The sequence below is a fragment of the Lentzea sp. NPDC055074 genome (assembly GCF_053608005.1).
This window is the reverse complement of sequence record NZ_JBSGUQ010000013.1, coordinates 111,859-133,874: the sequence shown is the minus strand read 5'-3', so window position 1 is coordinate 133,874 and position 22,016 is coordinate 111,859. Positions and strand designations below refer to the sequence as shown.

Below are 22,016 nucleotides of genomic sequence, written 5' to 3'. Positions count from 1 at the left end.
ACAGGTTCCCGACAGGCTTCAGCCCGGATCTCCGCGGCGTTTGCGATGAACGACCCAGCCGAAGTCCACGAGGCAGACGACGGCGAGTAGTAAAAGCAGGATTCCGAGCCACACGAGGTCGGCTCGCAGCGCCAGCCAGCCCGCCACCGAGTTGAAGACCAGCCCGAACCCGGCCAGCCACAACCTCAAGGTCAGCGCACTGCGGGGAGGCGCGGGTGGTGGCAGGTAGTCGCTCACCTCACCCGGTTTCCCGCAGCAACGGGGCCTCAACCCGCCTCAGCAGGCGCGGCGGTTTCGTCACGTAGGGGCGGACGAGACGGGTGAGGGCCAGGCCAGGGGCTATGAGCGGCACCACGGCCGTGAGCACGGCGGCGGTGATGCCCGCCCGGACGACGTCCTTCGGCATGACGGCGACCCGGTCGACGACGAACGCGTGCCGTCCGGTGATCGAGACGACAGCGAGGACGAGCAGGAACACGACCATGGTGAGCATCGCGCGCTGGACCGCGTGCTCGTACCCGGCCGCCTCCCCCGCGACCAGCACCGCGAACCACCCGGCGAGCGCGGGCAGCTGACCCTGCTCGGTGGTGGCCGCCCAGCTCAGTCCGCCGAGCGTGGCGAGCCACGCGAGGACGTCGGCGCGCTCCCTCGCCCATAGGGATGCCGAATCGAGGGGAATGCCGGTCCAGGCCAGCAGACCGAGCGGGCTCGGGGGCTCCGCGGCGAGCTGACCGAGCACCCAGGCGAGTGTCCACGCGGACAGCAGGACGGCGACGACGAGTTGCCACCGGGGCCGGCGCACCACACAGCGGGCGAGCCGGACGATCTCCGCACGCGTCATACCCCCACCATGCCGCTTCCTGGTGGTTTGTGGAGAAACGTCACCCCATCGCTCACCCTGACGGACCTCGTCCGAGGCGGTTCATCACGCAGCGCAATCCACGATCGGGGGACAGATCTTTTCTAGACTGAGGACATGAGCATCGATCAGCTTCTGCGTCTTCCCAGCTTTCTGATGCTGGGGTTGGTGCGCGAAGCTCGCCGCATCGGGCGCGCGGACCTGCGCGGGCCCCACCTGACGGTGCTCGCGTACCTGTCCGAGCAGGAGGCCGTGGCGCAGAAGCGGATCAGCGACCGGGTGCGGATGGACCCGAGCGACCTCGTGTCGGTGCTCGACGACCTGGAGGGGCTCGGGTTCGCCCAGCGCAGGCGCGACGAGAAGGACCGGCGCCGGTTCACCGTGTCGATCACGGACGGCGGCAGGCAGGCGTTGCGTGAACGCCTGGAGACGGCTCGGGCGCACGAGGACGAGCTGCTGGCGCCGTTGACGCCGCACGAGCGCGATACGTTGGCCACACTGCTGCGTAAGGCCTACCTGCACCACGCGGATATGCGTGTAGATTAGACAGTCTGCGCTCACGCGAACCCGGCGCGGGCAGGACAATGCGAATCGGAATAAAATCCGACGCCGCATGATATCGAGAAATGAGGCAAGTTGTCAAGCCCCTCCGATGACCTCCGGCTCGCCGAAATGGAGCCGGAGCAGGAATACGTGGCCATGTTGTACGGCCGGCTCGACGACCTCCGTGAACAGACGTCGAAACGACTCGCACAATCGTTGCGACAAACCGGCGGCACGCACCAGATGCGGTCCGAGCGCGACACGTCCGTCGCGATGTACACAGATCAATTGGCCCAGTACAGCGCTGTCGAGAACGGACTCGCGTTCGGCCGGCTCGATTTCCACAACGAAGACCGGTTCTACATCGGCCGAATCGGTCTCTTCGACGAGGACAAGGATTACGAGCCGCTGCTGATGGACTGGCGGGCGCCCGCCGCCCGGCCGTTCTACCTCGCCACCGCCGCCTCCCCCGACGGCGTGCGCCGGCGCAGGCACCTGCGGACCCGTTCGCGCAAGGTGATCGGCCTCGACGACGAGGTCCTCGACATCAACTCGGTCGACCGCTCGGCGAAGGACGGCCTGACCGGTGAGGCGACGCTGCTGGCGGCGCTGAACGAGTCGCGCACCGGCCAGATGAGCGACATCGTCGCGACGATCCAGGCCGAGCAGGACAGGATCATCCGCTCGGAGCTCAACGGCGTCGTCGTCGTGCAGGGCGGACCGGGCACCGGCAAGACCGCCGTGGCGCTGCACCGAGCCGCGTACCTGCTGTACACACACCGCCGCCAGCTGGCGAAACGCGGTGTCCTCGTGGTCGGCCCGAACTCGACGTTCCTGCGCTACATCAGTCAGGTCCTGCCCTCGCTCGGTGAGACGGGCGTGCTCCTGTCGACCGTCGGCGAGCTGTATCCGGGCCTGACCGCGGTGGGCCGCGAGTCCTCCGAGGCGGCGGCGGTCAAGGGCCGCATCCAGATGGCCGACGTGATCGCCGCGGCCGTGCGCGACCGTCAGGAGGCGCCGACGTCCGTCGAGATCCGGTTCGACAACGACGTGCTGCGCCTCGACCGGCGCGTGATCGCCGAGGCGCGCGGCCGGGCCCGCCGGACCCGCCGCCCGCACAACGAGGCGCGCCGCACGTTCGCCCGCGAGATCATCTCGTCGCTGTCGGGCATGGTGGTCAACCGCCTCGGCGGGCACCTGCTCGACAAGGCCGACGTGGACGACATCCGCCGTGAGCTGCGCGAGTCCGAGGAGGTGCAGGCCGCGATCTCGTCGCTGTGGCCCGTGCTGACGCCGTTCTCGTTGCTCTCGGAGCTCTACCGGAACCCGAAGCGGCGCAACCGCGCGATGGCGAAGTTCACCCGCGAGGAACGCGACCTGCTGCAGCGGTCGACCGACGACTGGACGCCGGCGGACGTGCCGTTGCTGGACGAGGCCGCGGAACTGCTCGGCGAGGACGACTCGGAGGCCAAGGCCCGCGCCGAACGTCAGCGCCGCCAGGCCGTCGAGTACGCGCAGGGGGTGCTCGACATCCTCGACCTGGACGACGACGCGGACCCGGACATGCTGATGGCGTCGGACCTGATGGACGCGTACCGCCTGGCCGAGCGCCACGGCGTCGACCGCTACGAGACCGCCGCGGAGCGTGCCGCGGCGGACCGCACCTGGACGTTCGGTCACGTGATCGTGGACGAGGCCCAGGAGCTGTCGGCGATGGCGTGGCGCACGTTGATGCGTCGTTGCCCCAGCAAGTCCATGACGGTCGTCGGCGACATCGCGCAGACGGGCGACATCGGCGGTGCGACCTCATGGGGTTCCGTGCTGTCGCCGTACGTGCAGAACCGTTGGCGCCTCACGGAGCTGACCGTCAACTACCGCACGCCGGCCGAGATCATGGAGGTGGCCGCGGACGTGCTCGCGTCCGTCGACGCCGCTCTGGTGCCGCCGACGTCGGTGCGCGAGACCGGCGTGGCGCCGTGGGTGTCCTCGGTGTCGTCGTACGCGTCCGAGGTGCCCGCGCTGATCGCGCGCGAGGCCACGGCGGTCGGCGACGGCAAGGTAGCGGTGATCGTGCCGGGCGCGCTGCTGTCGTCGGTCGGCGCGTCGATCGCCGCCGCGGTGCCGAGCTCGTCGGTGGGCAACGAGCTGGAAGAGGCCCAGGTCGTGGTGCTCGGCGTGACCGACGCGAAGGGCCTGGAGTTCGACTCGGTCGTCGTCATCGACCCGGAGGGCATCCTCGACGAGTCGCCGCGCGGGGCGTCGGACCTGTACGTCGCGCTGACCCGTGCCACGCAACGACTCGGCGTCGTGCACACCGCGACGCTGCCCGATGTGCTATCCCGGCTGAAGGACGTTTCGTAACGAACGTTTGGGAGGCCCTGGGTGGCGAGTGTGGACGTGGCGGTCGGCCGCATCGTGGTGTCCGTCAAGAACCAGCTCGCCACCCAGCTCTCCCAGCTCGTCCCTCCCCCGCCGCCCGGCGTCGACCCGATCCTGCTGACCTACCTCGAGTCCCCGGACTTCGCGGAGGTGGCGCGCCAGGTCGTGCTGTGGAGGGCGATGCGGGGCTCGCTCGACTCCTCGTTGGCCGCGGATCTCCGCGAGCACATAGTGCAGGGCCTGCGGCACGCCGGCGTCTCCGGCGACCCGCTGGCGGTGCTGACCGCCCTGTCGGACGCGGAGCCGCTGCGTTCCGACGACCTCGACACCCCGACCGCCGTCTCCGTGGCACACCTGGCCAACGCCGCGACTCACAACCGCCTGCTGCTGCGCCGCGCCCCGTCCCTGGCGGAGTTCCACTCCTACGCCGACCAGCTGCGCGCGCAGGTCGTCGCCACGCACGCGGAGATGCGGTTACCGCACATCGGCGTCAGCCGCACCGTGCCGTACCGCGAGCTGTACGTGCGGCCGACGCTGAACCCGAACCTCTCCGTCGACGACCTGAGCCTGCCCGGCCGCCGCACCGTGCTGCTGGGCGATCCCGGCGCCGGGAAGTCGACACTGGCCGCGAAACTCGCGCACGACCTCGCGCTCTCGGACGACCGCGTCCCGTTCCTGCTGGTGCTGCGGGACTTCACGCAGTGGTTCCGCCACGGAGGCCGCGAGCTGCTGAAGTACCTGGAGCGGATCTGCCACGACCCGTACAATCTCGCGCCACCGCGCGACTGCGTGGAATACCTGCTGCGCAACGGACGTGCGGTCGTCATCCTCGACGGCCTGGACGAACTGGTGGAGCCCGAACTGCGGCGGCGGGCCGTGCGGTTGATCGAGGGGTTCGCACACCAGTACCCGCTGACACCGATCGTCGTGACAGCGCGCAAGGTCGGCTACCTCGAAGCCCCGCTGAGCGAGTCGCTGTTCACCCAGGGCACCGTCGACGAGTTCGACACGGACCAGGTGACGACCTACGTGACGCGCTGGTTCGCCCTGGACGCCGCCACCCTGGTGACGAAACGAGCGCGGCTGGCCGAGTCGTTCGTCGCGGAGAGCACGGACATCGCCGAACTGCGCCGCAACCCGTTGCTGCTGGCCCTGTTGTGCGCCATGTACTCCAGCGAGCACTACCTGCCCCGCAACCTCGCGCAGGTCTACGAGCGATGCGCGGTCATGCTGTTCGACCGCTGGGACTCGATGCGCGGCATCGCACTGCCCATGCAGTTCCAGGGCCGCCTGCGCGGTGCGGTCCAGCACCTGGCGTGGTTCCTGTTCAACAGCCATGAGTCCGGCCGCGCCCTCCCGCGCAGCCGCATCGTCCGCGTCCTGGCCGACTACCTGGTGTCGAAGTCGTTCGACACCGACGACGCATCCGCCGCCGCGGAGCAGTTCGCCGAGTTCTGCACCGGCCGGGCCTGGATCCTCACCGACGTGGGCGCGACCCGCAACGAGCCGTTGTTCGGCTTCACCCACCGCACTTTCATGGAGTACTTCGCCGCCGAACGCATGGTGCGCAAGCACACCGACGCGGCCTCGCTGTGGGAGGCGCTGCGGCCGCACATCGCCGAGGGCTCGTGGGACGTGATCTCCCGGATCGCGCTGCAGCTGCACGACCGCAACGTGGACGACGGCGCGGACGAGGTCCTCTCCCTGGCGCTGGAGGAGGGCCGGACGAGCTTCGCGGCCGGCGCGCTGCAGTACGTGACCCCTCGGCCGGACGTCGTGGACAGGATCACCCGCGCCTGCCTGCACGAGGCGATGTCCGTCCCGGTCGACGACCGCGTGACCTACTCGCCCTTCTTCCTCCTGGTGAAGGAGGACGTGCCGCTGCAGGTCTGCCTGCGCCACAGCCTGCCCTCCAACACCGCGTTCGCCCGCCGCACGGTGCTGGAGGAGGCCACCGCCCTGTACCGGGCCGGCGACGTCGCGTTCGAGAGCTTCTTCCGCGGCATGCTCGGCGCCGCGCCCCAGGACGCGCCCGAGGTGGGACGGCCGCGGCCGGGATTCAGGCCTTGGCTGAGATCGGACGGCCTGAACGATCTGTTCCTGCTCGTGCTGGGACACGGCCCGCGTGTGCTGTTCGAGAACTACTCGTACCTGGGCGGCACCGTCCTCTCGCCGGCGGCGGCGTTGCTGGCCGCGGAAGGCCCGTTCGACCACACGGAAGTCACGAACCTGGTTCGCGCGATCGTGCGAGCTTCGACGCGACCATGGATCTCCCGCGAGAGCTGGGCACGCACGTACGACCCGGCCTGGGCACCGGCGCTCACGTCCGGCAAGGGACTCGGCACCGAGCTCGGACTCCTGCTCAGCCTGCCCTGTCTGGAGTTCTCCTCCGCTGATCGTGAGGTCGCGGCGGGCGTCCCCTGGACACGGCCGGACGGCATGTCCGAGGACACCGCCGACCTGCTGACCCGCTGGACCTCCCGATCCTTCGACGTCTTCGAATAGGAGCTTTCGTTGGCCAGTATCGAGTCGACGGTCATCCGGGTCGTCGTCGACGTGAGCGACCAGCTCTCTGCCCGCCTCACCGATCAGGACCTCCGCTTCGAACCGGCACCTACCAGCGCCGCAACCGCTGGCCTCTTCACGGATCTCCAGCGCACCGACATCGAGGCGTTGGAGACCTACCTGGACTCCCCCGACTTCGCGACAGTCGTGGCGCAGAAGCGCATCGGCAACATGGCGGGAAAGTCCGCGAAGGACCAGTTGCGCGAAGGACTCCGGCTCGCCGGTGTGGGCGACCGCACGCTGCCCCGCGTCATCAACATCGTGCACGACGTCATGGTCGCGGCCTGCAACGAGGTGGCACCGCACTTCGGCAGCACCAGCTCCAAGATCGATCACAGCGATCTCTTCACCGCGGCGACGCGGAACAGCATCATGCTCAAACGCTTGAGGTCGTCCGCGCGGATCCACTCCTTCGCGGCCCGCATGCGCGACCAGGTGGCCGCGCTGCACAGCAGGATCCGACTGCCGCACGTCGGGGTGAGCAGATCCGTCCGCTACGACCAGCTCTACGTCGAACCGACCCTGGACTCACCGTTCGAGTTCAGGCTCGGCGCTCCCGGTGAACGGGTGCTGGTGCAGGGCGATCCCGGTGCCGGCAAGTCGACACTGGCCGCGAAGTTCGCCCACGACATCGCGGTGAGCGGCAGCGGTCGTGTGCCGTTCCTGTTAGTTCTGAGGGAGTTCGCCACGTCGTTCGACGAGGGCGGGCGGGATCTCCTGCACTACCTGGAACAGCTGTGCCAGGCGCCGTACAACGTGAAGCCGCCGCGGGACGGCGTCGAGTACCTGCTGCGCACCGGACGGGCCGTCGTGATCCTCGACGGGCTCGACGAACTGGTGCAGACCGAGTTGCGGCGTCGGGTCGTGTCGTTGACGGAGGGGTTCGCGCACTTGTACCCGCTGGTGCCGATCCTGGTCACGGCACGGAAAGTCGGTTACGAGGACGCGCCGCTCAGCACGGATCTGTTCGTCTCGAGCCGCATCGCGGAGTTCGACGGTGACCAGGTCGCCGACTACGTGTCGCGGTGGTTCAAGCTCGACGAAGCCACCTCCCCGGCCGAACAGGACCAGCTGATCGGCTCCTTCATGGAGGACAGCGCACAGATCCACGAGCTGCGCAGCAACGCGTTGCTGCTGACGTTGTTGTGTGCCATGTACTCCAGTGACCGCTACCTGCCGCACAACCTCGCTCAGGTCTACGAGCGGTGTGCGCTGATGTTGTTCGAGCAGTGGGACTCGAAACGCGGCATCGACCTGCCGATCAAGTTCCACGGTCGCCTGCGCGGTGCGGTACAGCACCTCGCGTGGAAGGTGTTCAGCGCGACGGAGTCCGGCAAGCCCCAGAACCGCACCAAGGTCATCAACAGCCTCGCGGAGTACTTGGACAAGAGGCTCGACGACCACGACGAGTCCGTTGCCATGGCGGAGGAGTTCCTCGCGCATTGCACCGGCCGGGCCTGGATCCTCGCCGACGTCGGCGCGACCGAGTCCGAACCGCAGTTCGGCTTCACCCACCGCACGTTCCTCGAGTACTTCGCCGCCGAGTACCTGGTTCGCACGCACCGGACAGCCTCATCGCTGTGGGCGGTCCTCAAGCCGAACATCGGGCAATGGGACGTGGTGGCTCAGATCGTGTTGCAGCTGTACGACCGCAACTTCGAGGGAGGCGTGGACGAACTGCTGGCCGAAGCGCTTCCCGACGGCGGACTGGAGTTCGCCGCTCGTGCCTTGCACCACGTGGCGCCCAGCGATCGCATGGTTCGGTTGATCACCACTGCGGCGTTGGAGAGTTTCGTTCTCTTTCCTATCAGCGCGCGCATTGACCACGGCCACACCAACGACATATGGACTGCCGACATATCGCTGAGAGACTGCGTGTTCAACTCATCTCCGATGAACTGGCAGATGATCGAGCGAACAGTGGTTGAGCAGCTAGAAGTTCTGATCGCCAGCGGCGAAGTCGGAGCCTCCGTCGCAATCGACGTGTTGCCTCATCTAATTCCCAGCATCACCGACACCAGAATGGACGCCATACATGAAGTCCAGAAGGACCTGGAACTCCGTTTCCAGAATGAACTGCGGGACCTTCGGACTTCGACACCGTGGGCGAGCTGGAGTGCAGACCTGAAGATTGCCATCCGTCGAATGGGCGCCGTTGTCCTCTTCACAAGATTGAGTGCAGCGAGAGTATGGTTCTACAGCGCGGCCGATAGGCTCCTTCAGGCAGATACGCTCTCAATTCCCAACGACGAGGCAGACTCGATCGCCAGAATTTTATGCTCCTCGCCTACACCGTGGATGAAGCAAGGGCTACTCCCTACGAACGATCGACTGTCAGATTTCTCCAAATACCACGACGGACTTCGGATGATGCTGTTCCTACCGTATCTGGAGGCATCAGAGGAAAGGGTGTTGCCAGACAGCTGGCGCTTCGACGGAGTCCCGGACCCCGTCAGCGCGTTCCTCCTGAGCTGGAAGCGCGGCGAGATCAACGTGCTAGAACGAGACCAATCGCCGCAGCCCCCACTCCCAGAACAACACTGACGACGACGTTCAGCAGCGCCGAACGGTACTTCTCCGCCTCCAGCAGCTTCACCGTCTCGTAGCTGAACGTCGAGTAAGTCGTGAGCCCACCGCAGAACCCGACCCCGAGCAACGGCATCCAGGACGTCCCCACGACAAACCCGATCAACAAACACCCGACGACGTTCACCACCAGAGTCCCGAACGGGAAGTCCGACGAGTGCCGCGACTGCACGAACCGATCGGTCAGATACCGCGCAGGAGCCCCCAGAGCAGCCCCGAGAAACACCACCAGAACGGTCACCGCGTCACCCGCAACCCGAGAAACGCCGCCACCACAGCACAAACTGGCGTGGCCACCAACGCCCAGGACCAAGAAGCGGCATAGGACGAGAAGGTGGTGAACCCGCCCAGCACCCCAACCCCGAAGAACGCCCGAACCAACGGCCGAGGCACGGTCCCCATCAACACACCGATGAGAAACGACCCGAGCACGTTGATCAGAAACAGCCCCCAGGCCCCCGGCACCAGCACCGACAGCCCGTACCGCGCCACCCCGCCGAGCCCACCGCCCAGCGACACCAGTGCGACGAACCGGAGGCCGGGGTCAGGCTGAGGGTTCGGCAAGGTGCTCCACCAGGTGGTCCAGAGCCTTCAACGCGCGCACGACGTCCTCGCGTTCGGACGACTCCAGCTTGCCCAATGCGGCGCCGATCCGCTTCTCGTGTTCGCGCTGCCAGACGAGCAGCTGTTCGTGTCCACGGGGTGAGACGGATAGTCGCGCTACCCGCCTGTCCTTGGGGTCTCCCCCTCTCACCACGAGCCCGGAGTCGATCAGTTGGGACACCAGCCCGGACACGGTGTTGGGGGCCAGACGGAGGGCCGCGGCGAGGTCGCCGACCTTCATCGGCGGGCGCTCCGCGAGGGTCTGCAGCAGCTCTACCTGCGCCATCGGCAGGGATTCCCACGGCCAGTCGGCCCGGATGCTCGTCCGCAACGCCCGGCGCAGGCGAGTGACGACGTCGGTGAGCGTGCGGGCTTCGTCTGACATGCGGAAATGATACTGAACTCCCGGCAATAGCTCTGTGTCAGATATAATCGGCTTACGATGAACTGGTTCGTCACGGAGTCGCCTCGGCCGGCGTGGATCGCGCGTCGGTCGTACGCGCCATGGCTGGTCATCGCGACTGTCTGCTTCGGTGCGTTCATGGGGCAGTTGGACGCCTCGATCGTCACGTTGGCGTTCCCCGCGATGAGCGCGCATTTTCACGCCGATCCGGAGTGGATCTCGCTCAGCTACCTGATCACGCTCGTGGGTCTGCTCGTCCCAATGGGCAGGATCGCGGACCGGGTCGGGCGCAAGATCGTCTACATCTACGGGTTCGCGTTGTTCACCGGCGCGTCCATCGCGTGCGTCTACGCGCCGGGGTTCGACACCCTTATCGCTGCCCGTGTCGCGCAGGCGGTGGGGGCGGCGATGTTGCAGGCGAACAGCGTCGCGCTGGTGACCACGGCGGTGGCGCCCTCACAAAGGCGCAAGGCGCTGGGGATTCAGGCCGCGGCGCAGGCCGCCGGGCTGGCGGCGGGGCCGTTGCTCGGCGGGTACCTCACCGAGAACTTCGGGTGGCAGGCCGTGTTCGCGATCAACGTGCCCATCGGGGTCGTGGCCATGATCGCCGGGCACTACCTGCTGCCTCGCACGAAGACCTGCGGTGACAAGGGAAAGCCGACGTGGAAGGTGTTGCCGGGGCTGGTGGGTGTGTTGCTCACCTATGCCGCGTTGTTCGCGCCGATGACGTTGCTGCCGTTCACCCTGAAACAACCCTTGGCACATATAGGACTCACGGTCGCCGCGTTGCCGCTCGGGTTCGCACTGGCGGCCACGTTGCTGAGCAGGCCGGGGATCAAGGTCGGGGCGCTGATCGCGGCGGTGGGGATGATTCTGCCTGTGCCGCTGGCGGTTCAGCTCGTCGTCGTGGGGATCGGGCTGGGGATCATCGCACCCGCCTGCACAAAACGGGTGATGGGCGTGCTGCCGGAGGGGTCTGCCGGGGTCGGGAGCGGGCTCGTCAACGTCGCGCGAGGACTCGGGACGGCGCTGGGCGTCGCTCTGGCGACGCTGCTGGTTCACACTTTCCAGTGATAGCAGCGGTTCTGTTGCTCCAATAGGGCCCATGCACTGCCGCGCACAGGTGTGTCTCAGTAGCCTGGGCCCCATGGCTGAACGGGTGAGCTGGGTTCCGGAAGGCGTCGACACGGGCAGGCCCAGCGCCGCGCGCCTCTACGACTACCTGCTCGGGGGCGGGCACAACTTCGCGGCCGACCGGGCCCTCGCGGAGAAGTTCCTGCAGGCCCAGCCGAACGGCCGCGCGATCGCCCGGCTCAACAGGGCGTTCCTGCGGCGGGCCGTGCTGTTCATGATCGACGAGGGCATCCGCCAGTTCCTCGACCTCGGTTCGGGCATCCCGACGGTCGGCAACGTGCACGAGATCGCGCAGAAGGCCGACCCGGAGGCCCGCGTCGTCTACGTGGACTTCGAGGACGTCGCGGTCGCGCACAGCCAGCTCATCCTGGAGCACGAACCGCGCGCGACGATCATCCAGGAGGACATGACCAGGCCCGCCGCGGTGCTGGACGCGGCGCGGTACAGCGGTCTGATCGACTTCTCGCAGCCCGTCGGCGTGCTCACGGCCGGCGTCTTCCACTTCGTGCCGCCGCAGGCCGACCCGAACGCGATCGTGGCGGCCTACCGCGACGCCGTGCCCGCGGGCAGCTACCTCGCGGTCTCGCAGTTCACCCACGACCTGCAGCCCGAGGAGATGGCCGGGATCGTCGAGGTCATGAAGAAGAGCCAGAACCCGATGTACCCGCGCTCGAAGGGTGAGATCGAGGCGCTCTTCGACGGGTTCGAACTGGTGGAGCCCGGCATCGTGCCGACGCCGCTGTGGCGGCCCGAGGCCACGAACACCGATGATCCGGACAAGTCGGGCATCTACGCGGCCGTCGGCAGGAAGCTGTAGTCCGCCTGTCGTTGTTGGCCGTCGGGGCGGTGAATCCGTACGCTCTGTGAACAGCATGGAACTTCCGGAACTCGCCGCCCGCTGGATGCACGCGTTGACGTCGACCGCGTACATCCCGCTGTCCCACGCCGAAATCGAGCAGGCGCTGCTCGACTCGCTGCGCGAGCTGCCGGAGTCACCCGAATCGGTTGCCTATCGATTGGTGTCACTGCACGCGACCGGGCCGGACTCGCTGCGCGTCACGATCGAGATTCTTTCGCCCACGTTCGAACTACCCTTGCTGGCCCGGCTGAGCTCCGCGTACGCGCAGGCCATGCGGTTGGACGCGTTCGACCAGCAGGAGCAGATCAAGGTCGCGATAGTGCGGGCCAAGCAGCGGGTCGAACGCACGCTGAAGGTCAGCCAGGCGCGGTTCCAGGAGGTGTTCGACTCCGCCGCGCTGGGCATCGCGATCACCGACCTCACCGGCAGGTGCGTCGAGGCGAACGACAAGCTCGCCGAGATCATCGGCCTCGAGTCCGGCTGCGACCTCACGGACCGCGACCTGCGCGACTTCTACCACCCCGAGGACCTGGCGGCCCTGGGCTCCTCGTACCGCAAGGTCAGCGAGGGGCACCTCGACAGGTTCCGCGACCAGCGCAAGCTCATCCGCGCGGACGGCGAGCCGGTGTGGGTGCAGCTCGTCGTGTCCGTGCTGCGCGACGCGGACGGCATGCCGACGCACCACGTGACGATGGTCGACGACATCAGCGAGCTGCACCTGTTGCAGCGCAGCCTCGACCACCAGTTGCTGCACGACTCGCTCACCGGTCTGTCGAACCGCCAGCACTTCCTCTCCCGGGTCGAACGCAGGCTCGACGGCGAGCCGATCACCCTGTACCACCTGGGTCTCGACGCGTTCTCGATCGTCAACAACGGCCTGGGCCACGAGACCGGCGACAAGCTGCTGAAGATCGTCGCGAACCGGCTGGGCGAGCTCGCCGCCGCGAAGAAGGCGGTGCTGGCGCGCATCGGCGGTGACGAGTTCGCGTTGATGACGGTCTCGGACAACGTCACCTCGACCGTCGAGGAGATCCAGGAAGCGCTCGGCGAACCGACCTTTGTGGACGATCACGGCATCGCGCTGTCGGCGAGCATCGGCGTGGTGGACCGCCCGCCGTCGTTCGCGACCGCCGCCGAGCTGATGCGCTGCGCCAACGCCGCCCTGCGCCAGGCCAAGGCGCGCGGCAAGCGGCAGTGGGCGTTGCACGACCCGCACGACGACGCGCGCCGCCGCGGCAGGTACGCGCTGGCCGCGTCGATGCCGGGCGCGTGGGAGCACGGCGAGATCGAGATCGTCTACGCGCCGGTGCACGACCTGGAGTCCCGTGAGGTGCTCGGTGCCGTCGCCCGGCTGCACTGGGACGACCTGAGCCACAACGACACGATGGCGCTGGCCGACTCGACGGGCCTGTCGCTGCCGATCGGCAGGTGGTTGCTGCGCGAGGCGTGCGCGCAGGCCGCGAGATGGGTCGAGGAGTTCGGTGACCGGGCGCCCACGCTGCACATCGCGTTGGGCGCCTTGCAGTCCCGCGACGAGGACCTGGTCGCCGACGTCAAACGGGCGCTGGACGACACCGGTCTCCCTCCCGAACGGCTGCGGATCGCGCTCGACATCTCGTCGGTGCTGGCAGGCGACGACAACGCGGTGGTGCTGCACGACAGCGGCATCGTGACGGCGCTGGACGGGTTCCACGGCGGCCACGACGAACTGACCGTGCTCACCGAGGTGCCGGTCCGCTCCGTGATCACCCGCGCGCCCGCACCGAGCCCGGACTCCCCGCTGCACCAGGCGATGCGCGCGCTGATCGCGACCGTGCACAGCCTCGGCGTGCGGTTCGGCGTCGACGAGGTGCACACCCTCACCGACGCCGAGCACTGGCGCCAGGCCGGCGCGGACGGTGTGATCGGGCTGCTGCCCGCCCTGTCCGCCGCCGAGGTCACCGAGCTCCTGACTACAGCTGCTTCACCGCCGCCAGAAGCTTCGTGAGCGAGTCCTTCGCGTCCCCGAACAGCAGCGTCGTCTTCGGGTTGTAGAGCAGCTCGTTGTCCACGCCCGCGAAACCCGGCCGCATCGAGCGCTTCATGAACACCACGGACTTCGCCCGATCCACGTCGAAGATCGGCATGCCGTAGATCGGACTGGACGGCTCGTCCCGCGCACCGGGGTTCACCACGTCGTTCGCGCCGACCACCACCGCCACGTCGACCGACGTGATGCCGGGGTTGACGTCGTCGAGCTCCTTGAGCTGCTCGTACGGCACGTCGGCCTCGGCCAGCAGCACGTTCATGTGCCCCGGCATCCGCCCCGCCACGGGGTGGATCCCGTACGCCACCGCCACTCCGCGCTTCTCCAGCGTCGACACCAGCTCCCGCACGGCATGCTGCGCCTGCGCGACAGCGAGTCCGTAGCCCGGCACCACGACGACGTTGTTCGCATACCCCAGCAGGATCGCGACGTCCTCGACCGTGCCCGACTTGACCGTCCGCTGCTCGTCTCCAGCTACGGCAACGGTCGTCGCCTTGAACGCACCGAACAGGATGTTCGCGAGCGACCGTCCCATCGCCTGCGCCATCAGCCGGGTCAGGATGGTGCCGGACGCGCCGACGAGCGTGCCCGCGACGATCAGCAGCGTGTTCGCCAGCACGTAGCCCGACGCCGCGACCGCGAGGCCGGTGAACGCGTTGAGCAACGAGATCGCGATCGGCACGTCCGCACCGCCGACCGGCAGCACGAACAGCACACCGAGCGCGAGCCCGACCGCCGCCAGCAGCCACAGCAGGAACCCGTTCGGCACCGCCATCGTCAACGCGCACAGGGCGACCGACGAGACCCCTGCCGCGATCGCCAGCTGCTGCCCCGCCGGCAACAGCACCGGACGGGTCGTCATCAGCTCCTGCAGCTTCAGGAACGTGACCACCGAACCGGAGAAGCTGACCGACCCGATCAGCACCGTCAGCACGGTCGCCAGCCGGAACAGCACGGTCGTCTCCGGCACAGCGAAGAACTCCGCCAGCGCCACCAACGCCGCCGCCGCGCCACCGACGCCGTTGAACAGCGCCACCATCTGCGGGATGGCCGTCATCTTCACCGAACGCGCGGCCGGGATGCCCACGACGACACCGAGTGCGATGGCGATCAGGATCCACAGTCCGTTGTGGACGACGCCGTGGAGGTACGCGGTGACGACGGCGACCAGCATGCCGAACGCGCCGATGAAGTTGCCGTAGCGCGCGTATTTGGGCGAGCTCAGACCTTTGAGCGCCAGGACGAAGCACACGGACGCGACCAGGTACATCAGCTGGACCGTCATCTGGAGCCCTCCAAGAATCCCAGCCCGTTTGGAGCCACAAGGCATTCGCTAGATCTCGACCTGTGAGCAGCCAGGTGAAGCGGGGGTTCAAGTACCGCTTCTATCCGACCGAAGCGCAGGCCGCCGAACTGCTGCGCACCTTCGGGTGTGTTCGCAAGGTCTACAACCTGGCCCTGCAGGCACGAACGGAAGCGCGGCAGCAAGGTCTGGAGCCGATCGACTACAAAGCCTCGTCGGCGTTGTCGACGGCTTGGAAACGCACCGAGGAGCTGGCTTTTCTCAACGAGGTGTCGTGTGTTCCGCTGCAGCAGACACTGCGGCACCTGCAGATGGCGTTCACCAACTTCTGGGCCAAGCGTGCTCGACACCCGCGCTTCAAGTCTCGCAAGCGATCGCGATCCAGCGCCGAGTACACGCGTTCGGCATCTCGCTGGCGCAACGGTGCGCTGACGCCGGCCGAAGTGCCACAGCCGCTGAAGATCCGATGGTCCCGGCCGCTGCCCGCAGGCGTGGAGCCCTCGTCGGTCACGGTGTCGCAGGACGCGGCGGGACGGTGGTTCGTCGCGATGCTGTGCGACGCCCCGCACGTCCAGTCGCTTCCGGTCACCGGTTCCGAGGTCGGGATCGACCTCGGACTCGATCACCTGCTGGTGCTCTCGACCGGGGAGAAGATCAGCAATCCCCGGCACGAACGCCGTGACAGGCTGGCGCTCGTCAGGGCTCAGCGAGCCCTGACGAGCAAGCAGAAAGGCAGCAACAACCGGGTGAAGGCCGCGCTGGCCGTCAGCCGAATCCACGCTCGGATCTCGGACCGGCGTGCCGACCACCTGCACAAGATCACCACTCGGCTCGTGCGTGAGAACCGAACGCTCGTGATCGAGGACCTGGCCGTGTCCACCATGCGCCGGAACCGCCGTCTTGCCCGCTCCATCAGTGATGCGGGGTGGCGGCAGTTCCGGCAGATGCTGGAGTACGAAGCAGCCTGGTACGGGCGGAAAGTGATCGCAGTCGATCGCTGGTTCCCGTCCTCCAAGCTGTGCTCGGTCCGCGGCGCGCTCGCCGCGACGATGCCGTTGAGTGTGCGCGAGTGGACCTGTGACTGCGGAACGATCCACGACCGGGACGTGAACGCGGCACGCAACATTCTGGCCGCCGGGCTGGCGGTGACGGTCTGTGGAGCCGGTGCAAGACCTCAACGGAACACTCCGGGCGGGCGATCGGCGACGAAGCAGAAACCCCTCGTCAGCAAGGGGAAGGTCAACGTTTGAACATCTCCAGCATCCGGTCCGTCACCACGAACCCGCCCACGACGTTGACCGTGGCCAGGAAGACCGCGACCAACCCCAGCACGAGCTCCAGGGTGCTCTCGGCGGACCCCGTGATCAGGATCGCGCCGACCAGGATCACGCCGTGGATGGCGTTCGCACCGGACATCAGCGGTGTGTGCAGGATCGTGGACACCTTCGAGACCACCTCGAAGCCCACGAACACGGCCAGCACGAAGATCGTCAGCAGATCGATCACGGTGACTCCTTGCGGATCTGACCGTCGTGGGTGAGGCAGCAGCCGTCGAGCACCTCGTCCGAGAGGTCCGGCGCCACGGCTCCGTCCGCGATCATCAGCTTGAGCAGGTTCAGCACGTTGCGCGAGTACAGGCGGCTCGCGTGCACCGGCATGGACGACGGCAGGTTCAGCGCGCCGTGCACGAGCACGTCGCCGACCCAGGTCTCCTGTCCCGCAACGGATCCGGCGTAGTTGCCGCCGGACTCCGCTGCCAGGTCGACCACGACGGAGCCGGGTGCCATGGCCTTGAGCATGTCCGTCGTGACGAGGACCGGGGCCTTGCGGCCGGGAATGGCCGCCGTGGTGATCACGACGTCGGACGCGGCCACGTGTTCGCCGATGAGTTCTCGCTGGCGTTCCAGGAACTCCTCGGACTGCACGGACGCGTAGACCCCCGACTGGGTCTCCAGCTCCAGTTCGAGGAACTTCGCGCCGAGGCTGCGGACCTCCTCGCCCGCGGCCTTGCGCACGTCGTACGCCTCGACGACGGCGCCCAGGCGACGAGCGGTCGCGATCGCTTGCAAGCCCGCGACTCCGGCGCCCAGGACGAGCACCTTCGCCGGTGGCACGGTGCCGGCGGCGGTGGTGAACATCGGCAGGAAGCGCGGTAGTCGTTCGGCGGCGACCAGGACGGCCCGGTAGCCCGCCACCAACGCCTGGGAGGACAGGGCGTCCGCGCTCTGGGCACGCGTGACGCGGGGCAGCAGGTCGAAGCTGAACGACGTCACCCGGCGGTCGCGGTAGACCTCCAGGAGCTCCCGTTCGCCACCTGGCTGCAGGAAGCTGATCGTGATGGCGCCAGGCTTCAAGGCGGAGGCCTGGTCGATGGTCAAGGGCTGCACGGACACGACGACATCGGATTCCGACGTCGGGTCCTCGGGCGTCACCGTCGCCCCTGCCGCGCGGTACGCGGCGTCGAGGGCGTGGGCGTGACGCCCGGCGCCTTCCTGTACGTGCACGGTCAGTCCAGCGTCGACCAGCGACGACACCGTTTCCGGTACGCAGGCGACTCGGCGCTCGGCGGGCCGCGACTCTGCGGGGGTTCCCACTTTCACCGTACGCACGTTACGCGATCAAAGGTGACCTGGGCCACATCACAATTGCCAGAGCACTGCACCGGCCAGGGTGAGGCACCCTGCCAGCCCAACCGCGGGCACGACGCGCTTACCGAGCGTCCACGCGCTGGCGTTGGCGATCGCGTAGTAGAGCAGCACGCAGAACGAGCTGAACACGATCGCGCGCGTCACGTCGACGGTGAGCACCAGGCCCACGGCGACCAGTCCGGTCGCGATCTCGGCCCAGCGCAGGTCGGCCAGGAACCCGGGCAGCCTGCGGTCGCGCGCCATCGCCAGCGCGGTCCGGCTGACCCCCAGTTGCAGGGACAGCAACGAACCGAGCGCGGCCAGGCACGCGGCCACCCGGATGACGGGCGCGAGAGAGGGCGACACGTCAGCCAGCGTCGACACGGCCAGACCACTGCCCAACGCGTTCAACGCCACCACGGCCACGACCGCGTAGACGACGAGCGTGATGGCCAACGCGATGACCACAGCGCGTGGAATCGTCCTTGCGGGTTCTCGTACCTCCTCTCCGAGCGTGGCGATGCGCGCGTAGCCGGCGAACGCGAAGAACAGCAGCGCGGCGGCGGGAAGGATTCCTGCGGGCAGGAACTCCGCCGACTGCACGGCCTCGCGAGCCGTGACCGAGGTCAGCACCAGCACGAGCACCACGGCGATCACGATGACTCTGGTGACCAGCGCGGACTTTTGGACACCGGTCAGGTTCAGCACGGTCAGCGCCACGATCGCCGCCACCGCGACAGGTTTCGGCCAGCCCGCGTACACACCGACCGTCAACGCCATGGCGGCGCACGACGCCGTCTTGCCCAGCACGAACGCCCAGCCCGCCAGGTCGCCCCAGACGCGCCCGAGGCGTTCGCGGCCGTAGACGTACGTGCCGCCGGACTGCGGGTAGCGCGCGGCCAGCCAGGCGCTCGACAACGCGTTGCAGCAGGCGACCACGCCCGCGACCGCCAAGCTCACCAGCAGGGCGGACCCGGCCGCCGCCGCGGCCGGGGCGAACACCGCGAACACTCCGGCGCCGATCATCGAGCCGAGCCCGACGAACACGGCGTCGGTCAGTGTCAGACTTCTGACCAGTTGCACACGGCTCAGTGTGCGACAGGGCACCCCGAGGGCTTGTCCGCGGGGAAGAAGTTCGGCAGCAGTTCATCCGAGTCGTAGTAGCGGTGGTACACCGGCGTGATCCCGCCCGACACGGGTGGCACGATCCACGACCAGTCCGCGGGGCAGGTGCGTCCGGCGGCCTCCTCCTTCTCCAGGTGCGTCAGGAACCTCTGCGACTCGGTGTGGTGGTCCGTGATCGTGACCCCGGCCTCCGCGAACGAGTGCAGGACGGCGCGATTGAGCTCCACCAGGGCTCGGTCGCGCCACAACGTCGCCTCCGACGACGTGTCCAGACCCATTCGCTTGGCGAGGTACGGCAGCAGGTCGTAGCGGTCGCGGTCGGCGAGGTTGCGGGCGCCGATCTCGGTGCCCATGTACCAGCCGTTGAACGGCGCCGACGGGTAGTCGATGCCGCCGATGCGCAGGCGCATGTTGCTGATGGCGGGCACGGCGTGCCACTTCACGCCGAGCGCGCCCAGCCAGGGGAAGTCCGGGTGCGACAACGGGACTTCCAGCACTTCGTCGGCGGGGATCTCGACGAGCGCGGGCTCCTGGCCCTTGCAGGACACCATGAGCGGCAGCACGTCGAACGGGCCGCGCGTGGCGGGCGGCTTCCAGCCGCGCTTCATCGCGAGCTCGGTCAGCGCCAGGTTCCGCCCGTCACCGAGCACCCCTCCGTCGGAACCGCGGTAGGCGGCGTAGCGGATGATCTGTTCGTTGACGATCTGCGGCGCGTGCGTGCCGGGCTCCGCGGGGGCGAAGACCGTGATGACAGGCCGGATCTTGCCCTTGTTCGTGGCCACGCGGAGGTGTTCGACGCACTCCTTCGCGACGTCGGCGGGCGTCGACACCTCGCGCTGGTCGCGCACTTTCAAGCTCCGCCAGTAGAGGCGGCCGATGCAGCGGGAGCTGTTGCGCCAGGCCACCCGTGCGCCGAAGGTCAGTTCGGCGGTCGTGTGGCGGTAGGTGCCGGTCGCGGCGATCTCCGCGTGCACCTCGGCCAGCCTGGCCTCGACCGGACCGAGGTCCGGATGTTCGGCGTGGTGCTGTCGGACGAAGTCCTCAGCCTCGGCGATGTCGAGCTCGCCGGTGTTCTCGACCTGCGCCGGGGGAAGCGCCGTGAGGGAACGGGGCAACACATCAGTCGGGACGGGGGTCATGGCGAGCGACCGTAGTGGCGCTTTCGTGGAGCGGGAACCGCCTGTCGCGTTACGCCATCTGGATCACTAGCGCACGTCCGATACGCACAGCGAGTACTTGATACCGCAACCGGGTGACAAAGGGTGGGACAAAGGGTGGTTTTCGACTGTTATCTGGCCGAGACCAAAGATTGACCAGTGATTCAGTTCACCGCTGGATTCGACCCGTTCGAGTGAACTTCAGCGGGGACCTCCCACGAGGAGAACTGGGTCATCCCCCGAATTGCCAACGAGGGTGGCATCACGCGGAACACGAAGTTCCGCAACGCCAACGCAATCGGCGACCGCAGTTCGATCCCGAACCGTCCCGCCATCCGCGATCCCTTCCAGACGGACTGCGTGCGCGGCCGTCGCAATGCGTCGTAGCGCGCGAGATCACCGTTGCACAGAGCCAAAGTCACCGCGTCCTCCAACGCCATGCAGGCGCCCTGCCCGAGGTACGGCGTCATCGCGTGCGCCGCGTCGCCGAGCAGCGCGACCCGTCCTTTCACGAACGTCGGCAGCAACGGCAGCTGGTGGATGTCGTGGCGGATCACGCCCGGAGTCGACGCCAGCAGCTCGGGCAGCGGGTCGTGCCACCCGGCGAACAACGACACCGGGTCCAGGTCCGCCCCCGCGGGCGCGACCGTCGCGACGTACCAGCAGACCCGTCCGTCCCCCAACGGCAGGATGCCCGCCTCCCCACCGGGACCGAGCGTCTGCGAGATGGGCAGGTCGTAGGGCCCCGGCGCCACCCCTCGCCACGCCGTCGCCCCCGCGTACACCGGTCCCGGCGCCTCGGGCAGCAGTTCCGCGCGGAGCCGGCTGTGGATGCCGTCGGCCGCCACCACGAGGTCCGCGTCCAGGTCGTCGGCGCTGGTCACCTCGACGTCGGTGAACAGGATCTCCGGCGGCAGCGCGCGCAGCAGGACGCCGTGCAGGTCGGCGCGGTGCATCGCGACGACCTTCTCCTGCCCCACGTCGGGCATGTGCACGAGCCAGCGCCCGTCCTCGGACCGGACACCACCCGACACCCGCGGCGTGCCCAGCCTGCGGATCTCGTCGTCGAGGCCCATCCACTCCAGCGCTCGCAGCGCGTTGGGCATCACGCCGACACCCGCGCCGATCTCGCCGAACGCGGCCGCACGCTCGCAGACGACGACCTCCCAGCCGACGCGTCGCAACGACACCGCCGTCGCCAGACCGCCGATGCCGCCGCCCACCACGATCGCCTTCACGGCTTCCTCCTCTACAGGTGTAGAGGACACTACACCTGTAGACTACAGCTGTAGAGAGATTGGGACCACAGTGCGCAGAGACCTCATCACCGACACCGCGATCCAGCTCGTGGCGGAAGAGGGCATGCGCGGGCTCACCCACCGCGCGGTCGACCGCCGGGCAGGGCTGCCGGAGGGCTCCACCAGCGCGTACTTCCGCACCCGCAAGGCGTTGGTCGAGGGGTTCGTCGAGCGGCTCGCGGAGCAGGAACGGCTCGACGTGACGCCCGATCCCGCCGACGTCGCGGGCAGCATCGCGCGCACGCTCGACAGCTGGCTCGTCGAGCGGAACAGGACGCTCGCGAGGTACGCGGCGATGCTCGAGGCCACGCACCACCCGGAGCTGAGGTCGATCCTCATCCACTCCCCGCGCGAGCAGGCCACGGCGCTCGCGAAGATGCTCGGCCACGAGGATCCCGAACGGGCCGGCGCGCATTTCACGGCGTTCCTGGAGGGCCTGCTCTTTTACCGGCTCGTCGGCGGCGGCAGCACGGTCGGGCCGGCGCCGGGTACCGAGGAGAGCGTGCGCGACCTGAAAGCGGCCGTCGAAAAAGCGTTGCGACCGTAAGT

Annotated in this window: 20 protein-coding genes; 9 read left to right on the top strand and 11 right to left on the bottom strand. The window is 68.1% G+C overall.

Annotation, left to right across the window (positions count from 1 at the left end; all coding sequences use genetic code 11):
* Positions 1 to 18 precede the first annotated feature (18 nt).
* Positions 19 to 237 carry a DUF6343 family protein gene (locus ACWF7A_RS27425; protein ID WP_093600266.1) on the bottom strand — a complete coding sequence of 73 codons (219 nt, stop codon included), beginning with the start codon at positions 235 to 237 and terminating at the stop codon, positions 19 to 21.
* 1 nt (position 238) lies between these two features.
* Entirely contained in the window at positions 239 to 841 is a 603-nt protein-coding gene (locus tag ACWF7A_RS27420; protein ID WP_452253361.1) for a hypothetical protein, read from the bottom strand.
* Positions 842 to 976: 135 nt separating this feature from the next.
* Between ACWF7A_RS27420 and ACWF7A_RS27415 the strand changes: the two genes are divergently transcribed.
* The 4 genes from ACWF7A_RS27415 (at position 977) to ACWF7A_RS27400 (ending at position 8,890) form a co-directional block, all read left to right on the top strand.
* On the top strand, positions 977 to 1,405 hold the full coding sequence (locus ACWF7A_RS27415) for a MarR family winged helix-turn-helix transcriptional regulator (protein ID WP_452253360.1): 429 nt from the start codon (positions 977 to 979) through the stop codon (positions 1,403 to 1,405).
* 126 nt (positions 1,406 to 1,531) lie between these two features.
* The gene (locus ACWF7A_RS27410) at positions 1,532 to 3,763 is read left to right on the top strand and encodes a HelD family protein (RefSeq protein ID WP_452253481.1); all 2,232 of its coding nucleotides are present in this window, start codon (positions 1,532 to 1,534) and stop codon (positions 3,761 to 3,763) included.
* 21 nt (positions 3,764 to 3,784) lie between these two features.
* The gene (locus ACWF7A_RS27405) at positions 3,785 to 6,286 is read left to right on the top strand and encodes an NACHT domain-containing protein (RefSeq protein WP_452253359.1); all 2,502 of its coding nucleotides are present in this window, start codon (positions 3,785 to 3,787) and stop codon (positions 6,284 to 6,286) included.
* 9 nt (positions 6,287 to 6,295) lie between these two features.
* Positions 6,296 to 8,890 (top strand): NACHT domain-containing protein, encoded by a 2,595-nt coding sequence (locus ACWF7A_RS27400; protein WP_452253358.1) that lies wholly within the window; start codon positions 6,296 to 6,298, stop codon positions 8,888 to 8,890.
* Here the strand turns inward: ACWF7A_RS27400 and crcB are convergent.
* Genes crcB through ACWF7A_RS27385 form a run of 3 tightly spaced genes read right to left on the bottom strand, consistent with a single transcriptional unit; the run spans position 8,835 to position 9,920 of the window.
* Entirely contained in the window at positions 8,835 to 9,173 is a 339-nt protein-coding gene (crcB, locus tag ACWF7A_RS27395; protein WP_452253357.1) for a fluoride efflux transporter CrcB, read from the bottom strand. The two genes, ACWF7A_RS27400 and crcB, sit on opposite strands and share 56 nt — an antisense overlap.
* Positions 9,170 to 9,496: a fluoride efflux transporter FluC gene (locus ACWF7A_RS27390; RefSeq protein WP_452253356.1), complete on the bottom strand. Its 327-nt coding sequence runs from the start codon at positions 9,494 to 9,496 to the stop codon at positions 9,170 to 9,172. Before ACWF7A_RS27390 ends, crcB begins: the two co-directional genes overlap by 4 nt.
* On the bottom strand, positions 9,477 to 9,920 hold the full coding sequence (locus ACWF7A_RS27385) for a MarR family winged helix-turn-helix transcriptional regulator (protein WP_189159962.1): 444 nt from the start codon (positions 9,918 to 9,920) through the stop codon (positions 9,477 to 9,479). Before ACWF7A_RS27385 ends, ACWF7A_RS27390 begins: the two co-directional genes overlap by 20 nt.
* Before the next feature lie 57 nt (positions 9,921 to 9,977).
* On the opposite strand from ACWF7A_RS27385, the gene ACWF7A_RS27380 reads away from it, so the two are divergent.
* From ACWF7A_RS27380 to ACWF7A_RS27370, 3 genes are all read left to right on the top strand, one after another.
* Positions 9,978 to 11,012: an MFS transporter gene (locus ACWF7A_RS27380; protein ID WP_452253355.1), complete on the top strand. Its 1,035-nt coding sequence runs from the start codon at positions 9,978 to 9,980 to the stop codon at positions 11,010 to 11,012.
* A 73-nt stretch (positions 11,013 to 11,085) separates the two neighbouring features.
* Positions 11,086 to 11,889, top strand: coding sequence for an SAM-dependent methyltransferase (locus tag ACWF7A_RS27375; protein ID WP_452253354.1), 804 nt, complete (start codon positions 11,086 to 11,088; stop codon positions 11,887 to 11,889).
* Positions 11,890 to 11,944: 55 nt separating this feature from the next.
* A complete protein-coding gene (locus ACWF7A_RS27370; RefSeq protein WP_452253353.1) occupies positions 11,945 to 13,918 on the top strand; it encodes a diguanylate cyclase domain-containing protein in 1,974 nt (657 codons plus the stop codon).
* Here ACWF7A_RS27370 and ACWF7A_RS27365 read toward each other — a convergent pair.
* Positions 13,884 to 15,242: an NAD(P)(+) transhydrogenase (Re/Si-specific) subunit beta gene (locus ACWF7A_RS27365; RefSeq protein WP_452253352.1), complete on the bottom strand. Its 1,359-nt coding sequence runs from the start codon at positions 15,240 to 15,242 to the stop codon at positions 13,884 to 13,886. The two genes, ACWF7A_RS27370 and ACWF7A_RS27365, sit on opposite strands and share 35 nt — an antisense overlap.
* Before the next feature lie 62 nt (positions 15,243 to 15,304).
* Here ACWF7A_RS27365 and ACWF7A_RS27360 point away from each other — a divergent pair, with 62 nt between their 5' ends.
* The gene (locus ACWF7A_RS27360; protein ID WP_452253351.1) at positions 15,305 to 16,510 is read left to right on the top strand and encodes an RNA-guided endonuclease InsQ/TnpB family protein; all 1,206 of its coding nucleotides are present in this window, start codon (positions 15,305 to 15,307) and stop codon (positions 16,508 to 16,510) included.
* Here ACWF7A_RS27360 and ACWF7A_RS27355 read toward each other — a convergent pair.
* The 5 genes from ACWF7A_RS27355 to ACWF7A_RS27335 all read right to left on the bottom strand — a co-directional run bounded on the left by ACWF7A_RS27355 (position 16,500) and on the right by ACWF7A_RS27335 (position 21,407).
* Positions 16,500 to 16,766, bottom strand: coding sequence for an NAD(P) transhydrogenase subunit alpha (locus ACWF7A_RS27355; RefSeq protein ID WP_211335646.1), 267 nt, complete (start codon positions 16,764 to 16,766; stop codon positions 16,500 to 16,502). The genes ACWF7A_RS27360 and ACWF7A_RS27355 overlap by 11 nt on opposite strands.
* The gene (locus ACWF7A_RS27350; protein ID WP_452253350.1) at positions 16,763 to 17,860 is read right to left on the bottom strand and encodes an NAD(P) transhydrogenase subunit alpha; all 1,098 of its coding nucleotides are present in this window, start codon (positions 17,858 to 17,860) and stop codon (positions 16,763 to 16,765) included. The genes ACWF7A_RS27355 and ACWF7A_RS27350 overlap by 4 nt, the downstream gene beginning before the upstream one ends.
* 39 nt (positions 17,861 to 17,899) lie before the next feature.
* The gene (locus ACWF7A_RS27345; protein ID WP_452253480.1) at positions 17,900 to 18,979 is read right to left on the bottom strand and encodes an APC family permease; all 1,080 of its coding nucleotides are present in this window, start codon (positions 18,977 to 18,979) and stop codon (positions 17,900 to 17,902) included.
* Positions 18,976 to 20,151, bottom strand: coding sequence for a nitric oxide synthase oxygenase (locus ACWF7A_RS27340; RefSeq protein WP_452253349.1), 1,176 nt, complete (start codon positions 20,149 to 20,151; stop codon positions 18,976 to 18,978). The genes ACWF7A_RS27345 and ACWF7A_RS27340 overlap by 4 nt, the downstream gene beginning before the upstream one ends.
* Positions 20,152 to 20,333: 182 nt before the next feature.
* Complete coding sequence (locus tag ACWF7A_RS27335; RefSeq protein ID WP_452253348.1) at positions 20,334 to 21,407, bottom strand: FAD-dependent monooxygenase; 1,074 nt, start codon at positions 21,405 to 21,407, stop codon at positions 20,334 to 20,336.
* Between the two features lie 70 nt (positions 21,408 to 21,477).
* On the opposite strand from ACWF7A_RS27335, the gene ACWF7A_RS27330 reads away from it, so the two are divergent.
* The gene (locus ACWF7A_RS27330) at positions 21,478 to 22,014 is read left to right on the top strand and encodes a TetR/AcrR family transcriptional regulator (RefSeq protein WP_452253347.1); all 537 of its coding nucleotides are present in this window, start codon (positions 21,478 to 21,480) and stop codon (positions 22,012 to 22,014) included.
* Positions 22,015 to 22,016 lie beyond the last annotated feature (2 nt).

Bases quoted from the DNA above. Each gene is read 5' to 3' on its own strand.
- ACWF7A_RS27420 (WP_452253361.1), bottom strand. From the start codon at position 841: ATGACGCGTGCGGAGATCGTCCGGCTCGCCCGCTGTGTGGTGCGCCGG.
- ACWF7A_RS27415 (WP_452253360.1), top strand. From the start codon at position 977: ATGAGCATCGATCAGCTTCTGCGTCTTCCCAGCTTTCTGATGCTGGGG.
- ACWF7A_RS27410 (WP_452253481.1), top strand. From the start codon at position 1,532: ATGGAGCCGGAGCAGGAATACGTGGCCATGTTGTACGGCCGGCTCGAC.
- ACWF7A_RS27385 (WP_189159962.1), bottom strand. From the start codon at position 9,920: ATGTCAGACGAAGCCCGCACGCTCACCGACGTCGTCACTCGCCTGCGC.
- ACWF7A_RS27380 (WP_452253355.1), top strand. From the start codon at position 9,978: ATGAACTGGTTCGTCACGGAGTCGCCTCGGCCGGCGTGGATCGCGCGT.
- ACWF7A_RS27375 (WP_452253354.1), top strand. From the start codon at position 11,086: ATGGCTGAACGGGTGAGCTGGGTTCCGGAAGGCGTCGACACGGGCAGG.
- ACWF7A_RS27370 (WP_452253353.1), top strand. From the start codon at position 11,945: ATGGAACTTCCGGAACTCGCCGCCCGCTGGATGCACGCGTTGACGTCG.
- ACWF7A_RS27365 (WP_452253352.1), bottom strand. From the start codon at position 15,242: ATGACGGTCCAGCTGATGTACCTGGTCGCGTCCGTGTGCTTCGTCCTG.
- ACWF7A_RS27340 (WP_452253349.1), bottom strand. From the start codon at position 20,151: ATGACCCCCGTCCCGACTGATGTGTTGCCCCGTTCCCTCACGGCGCTT.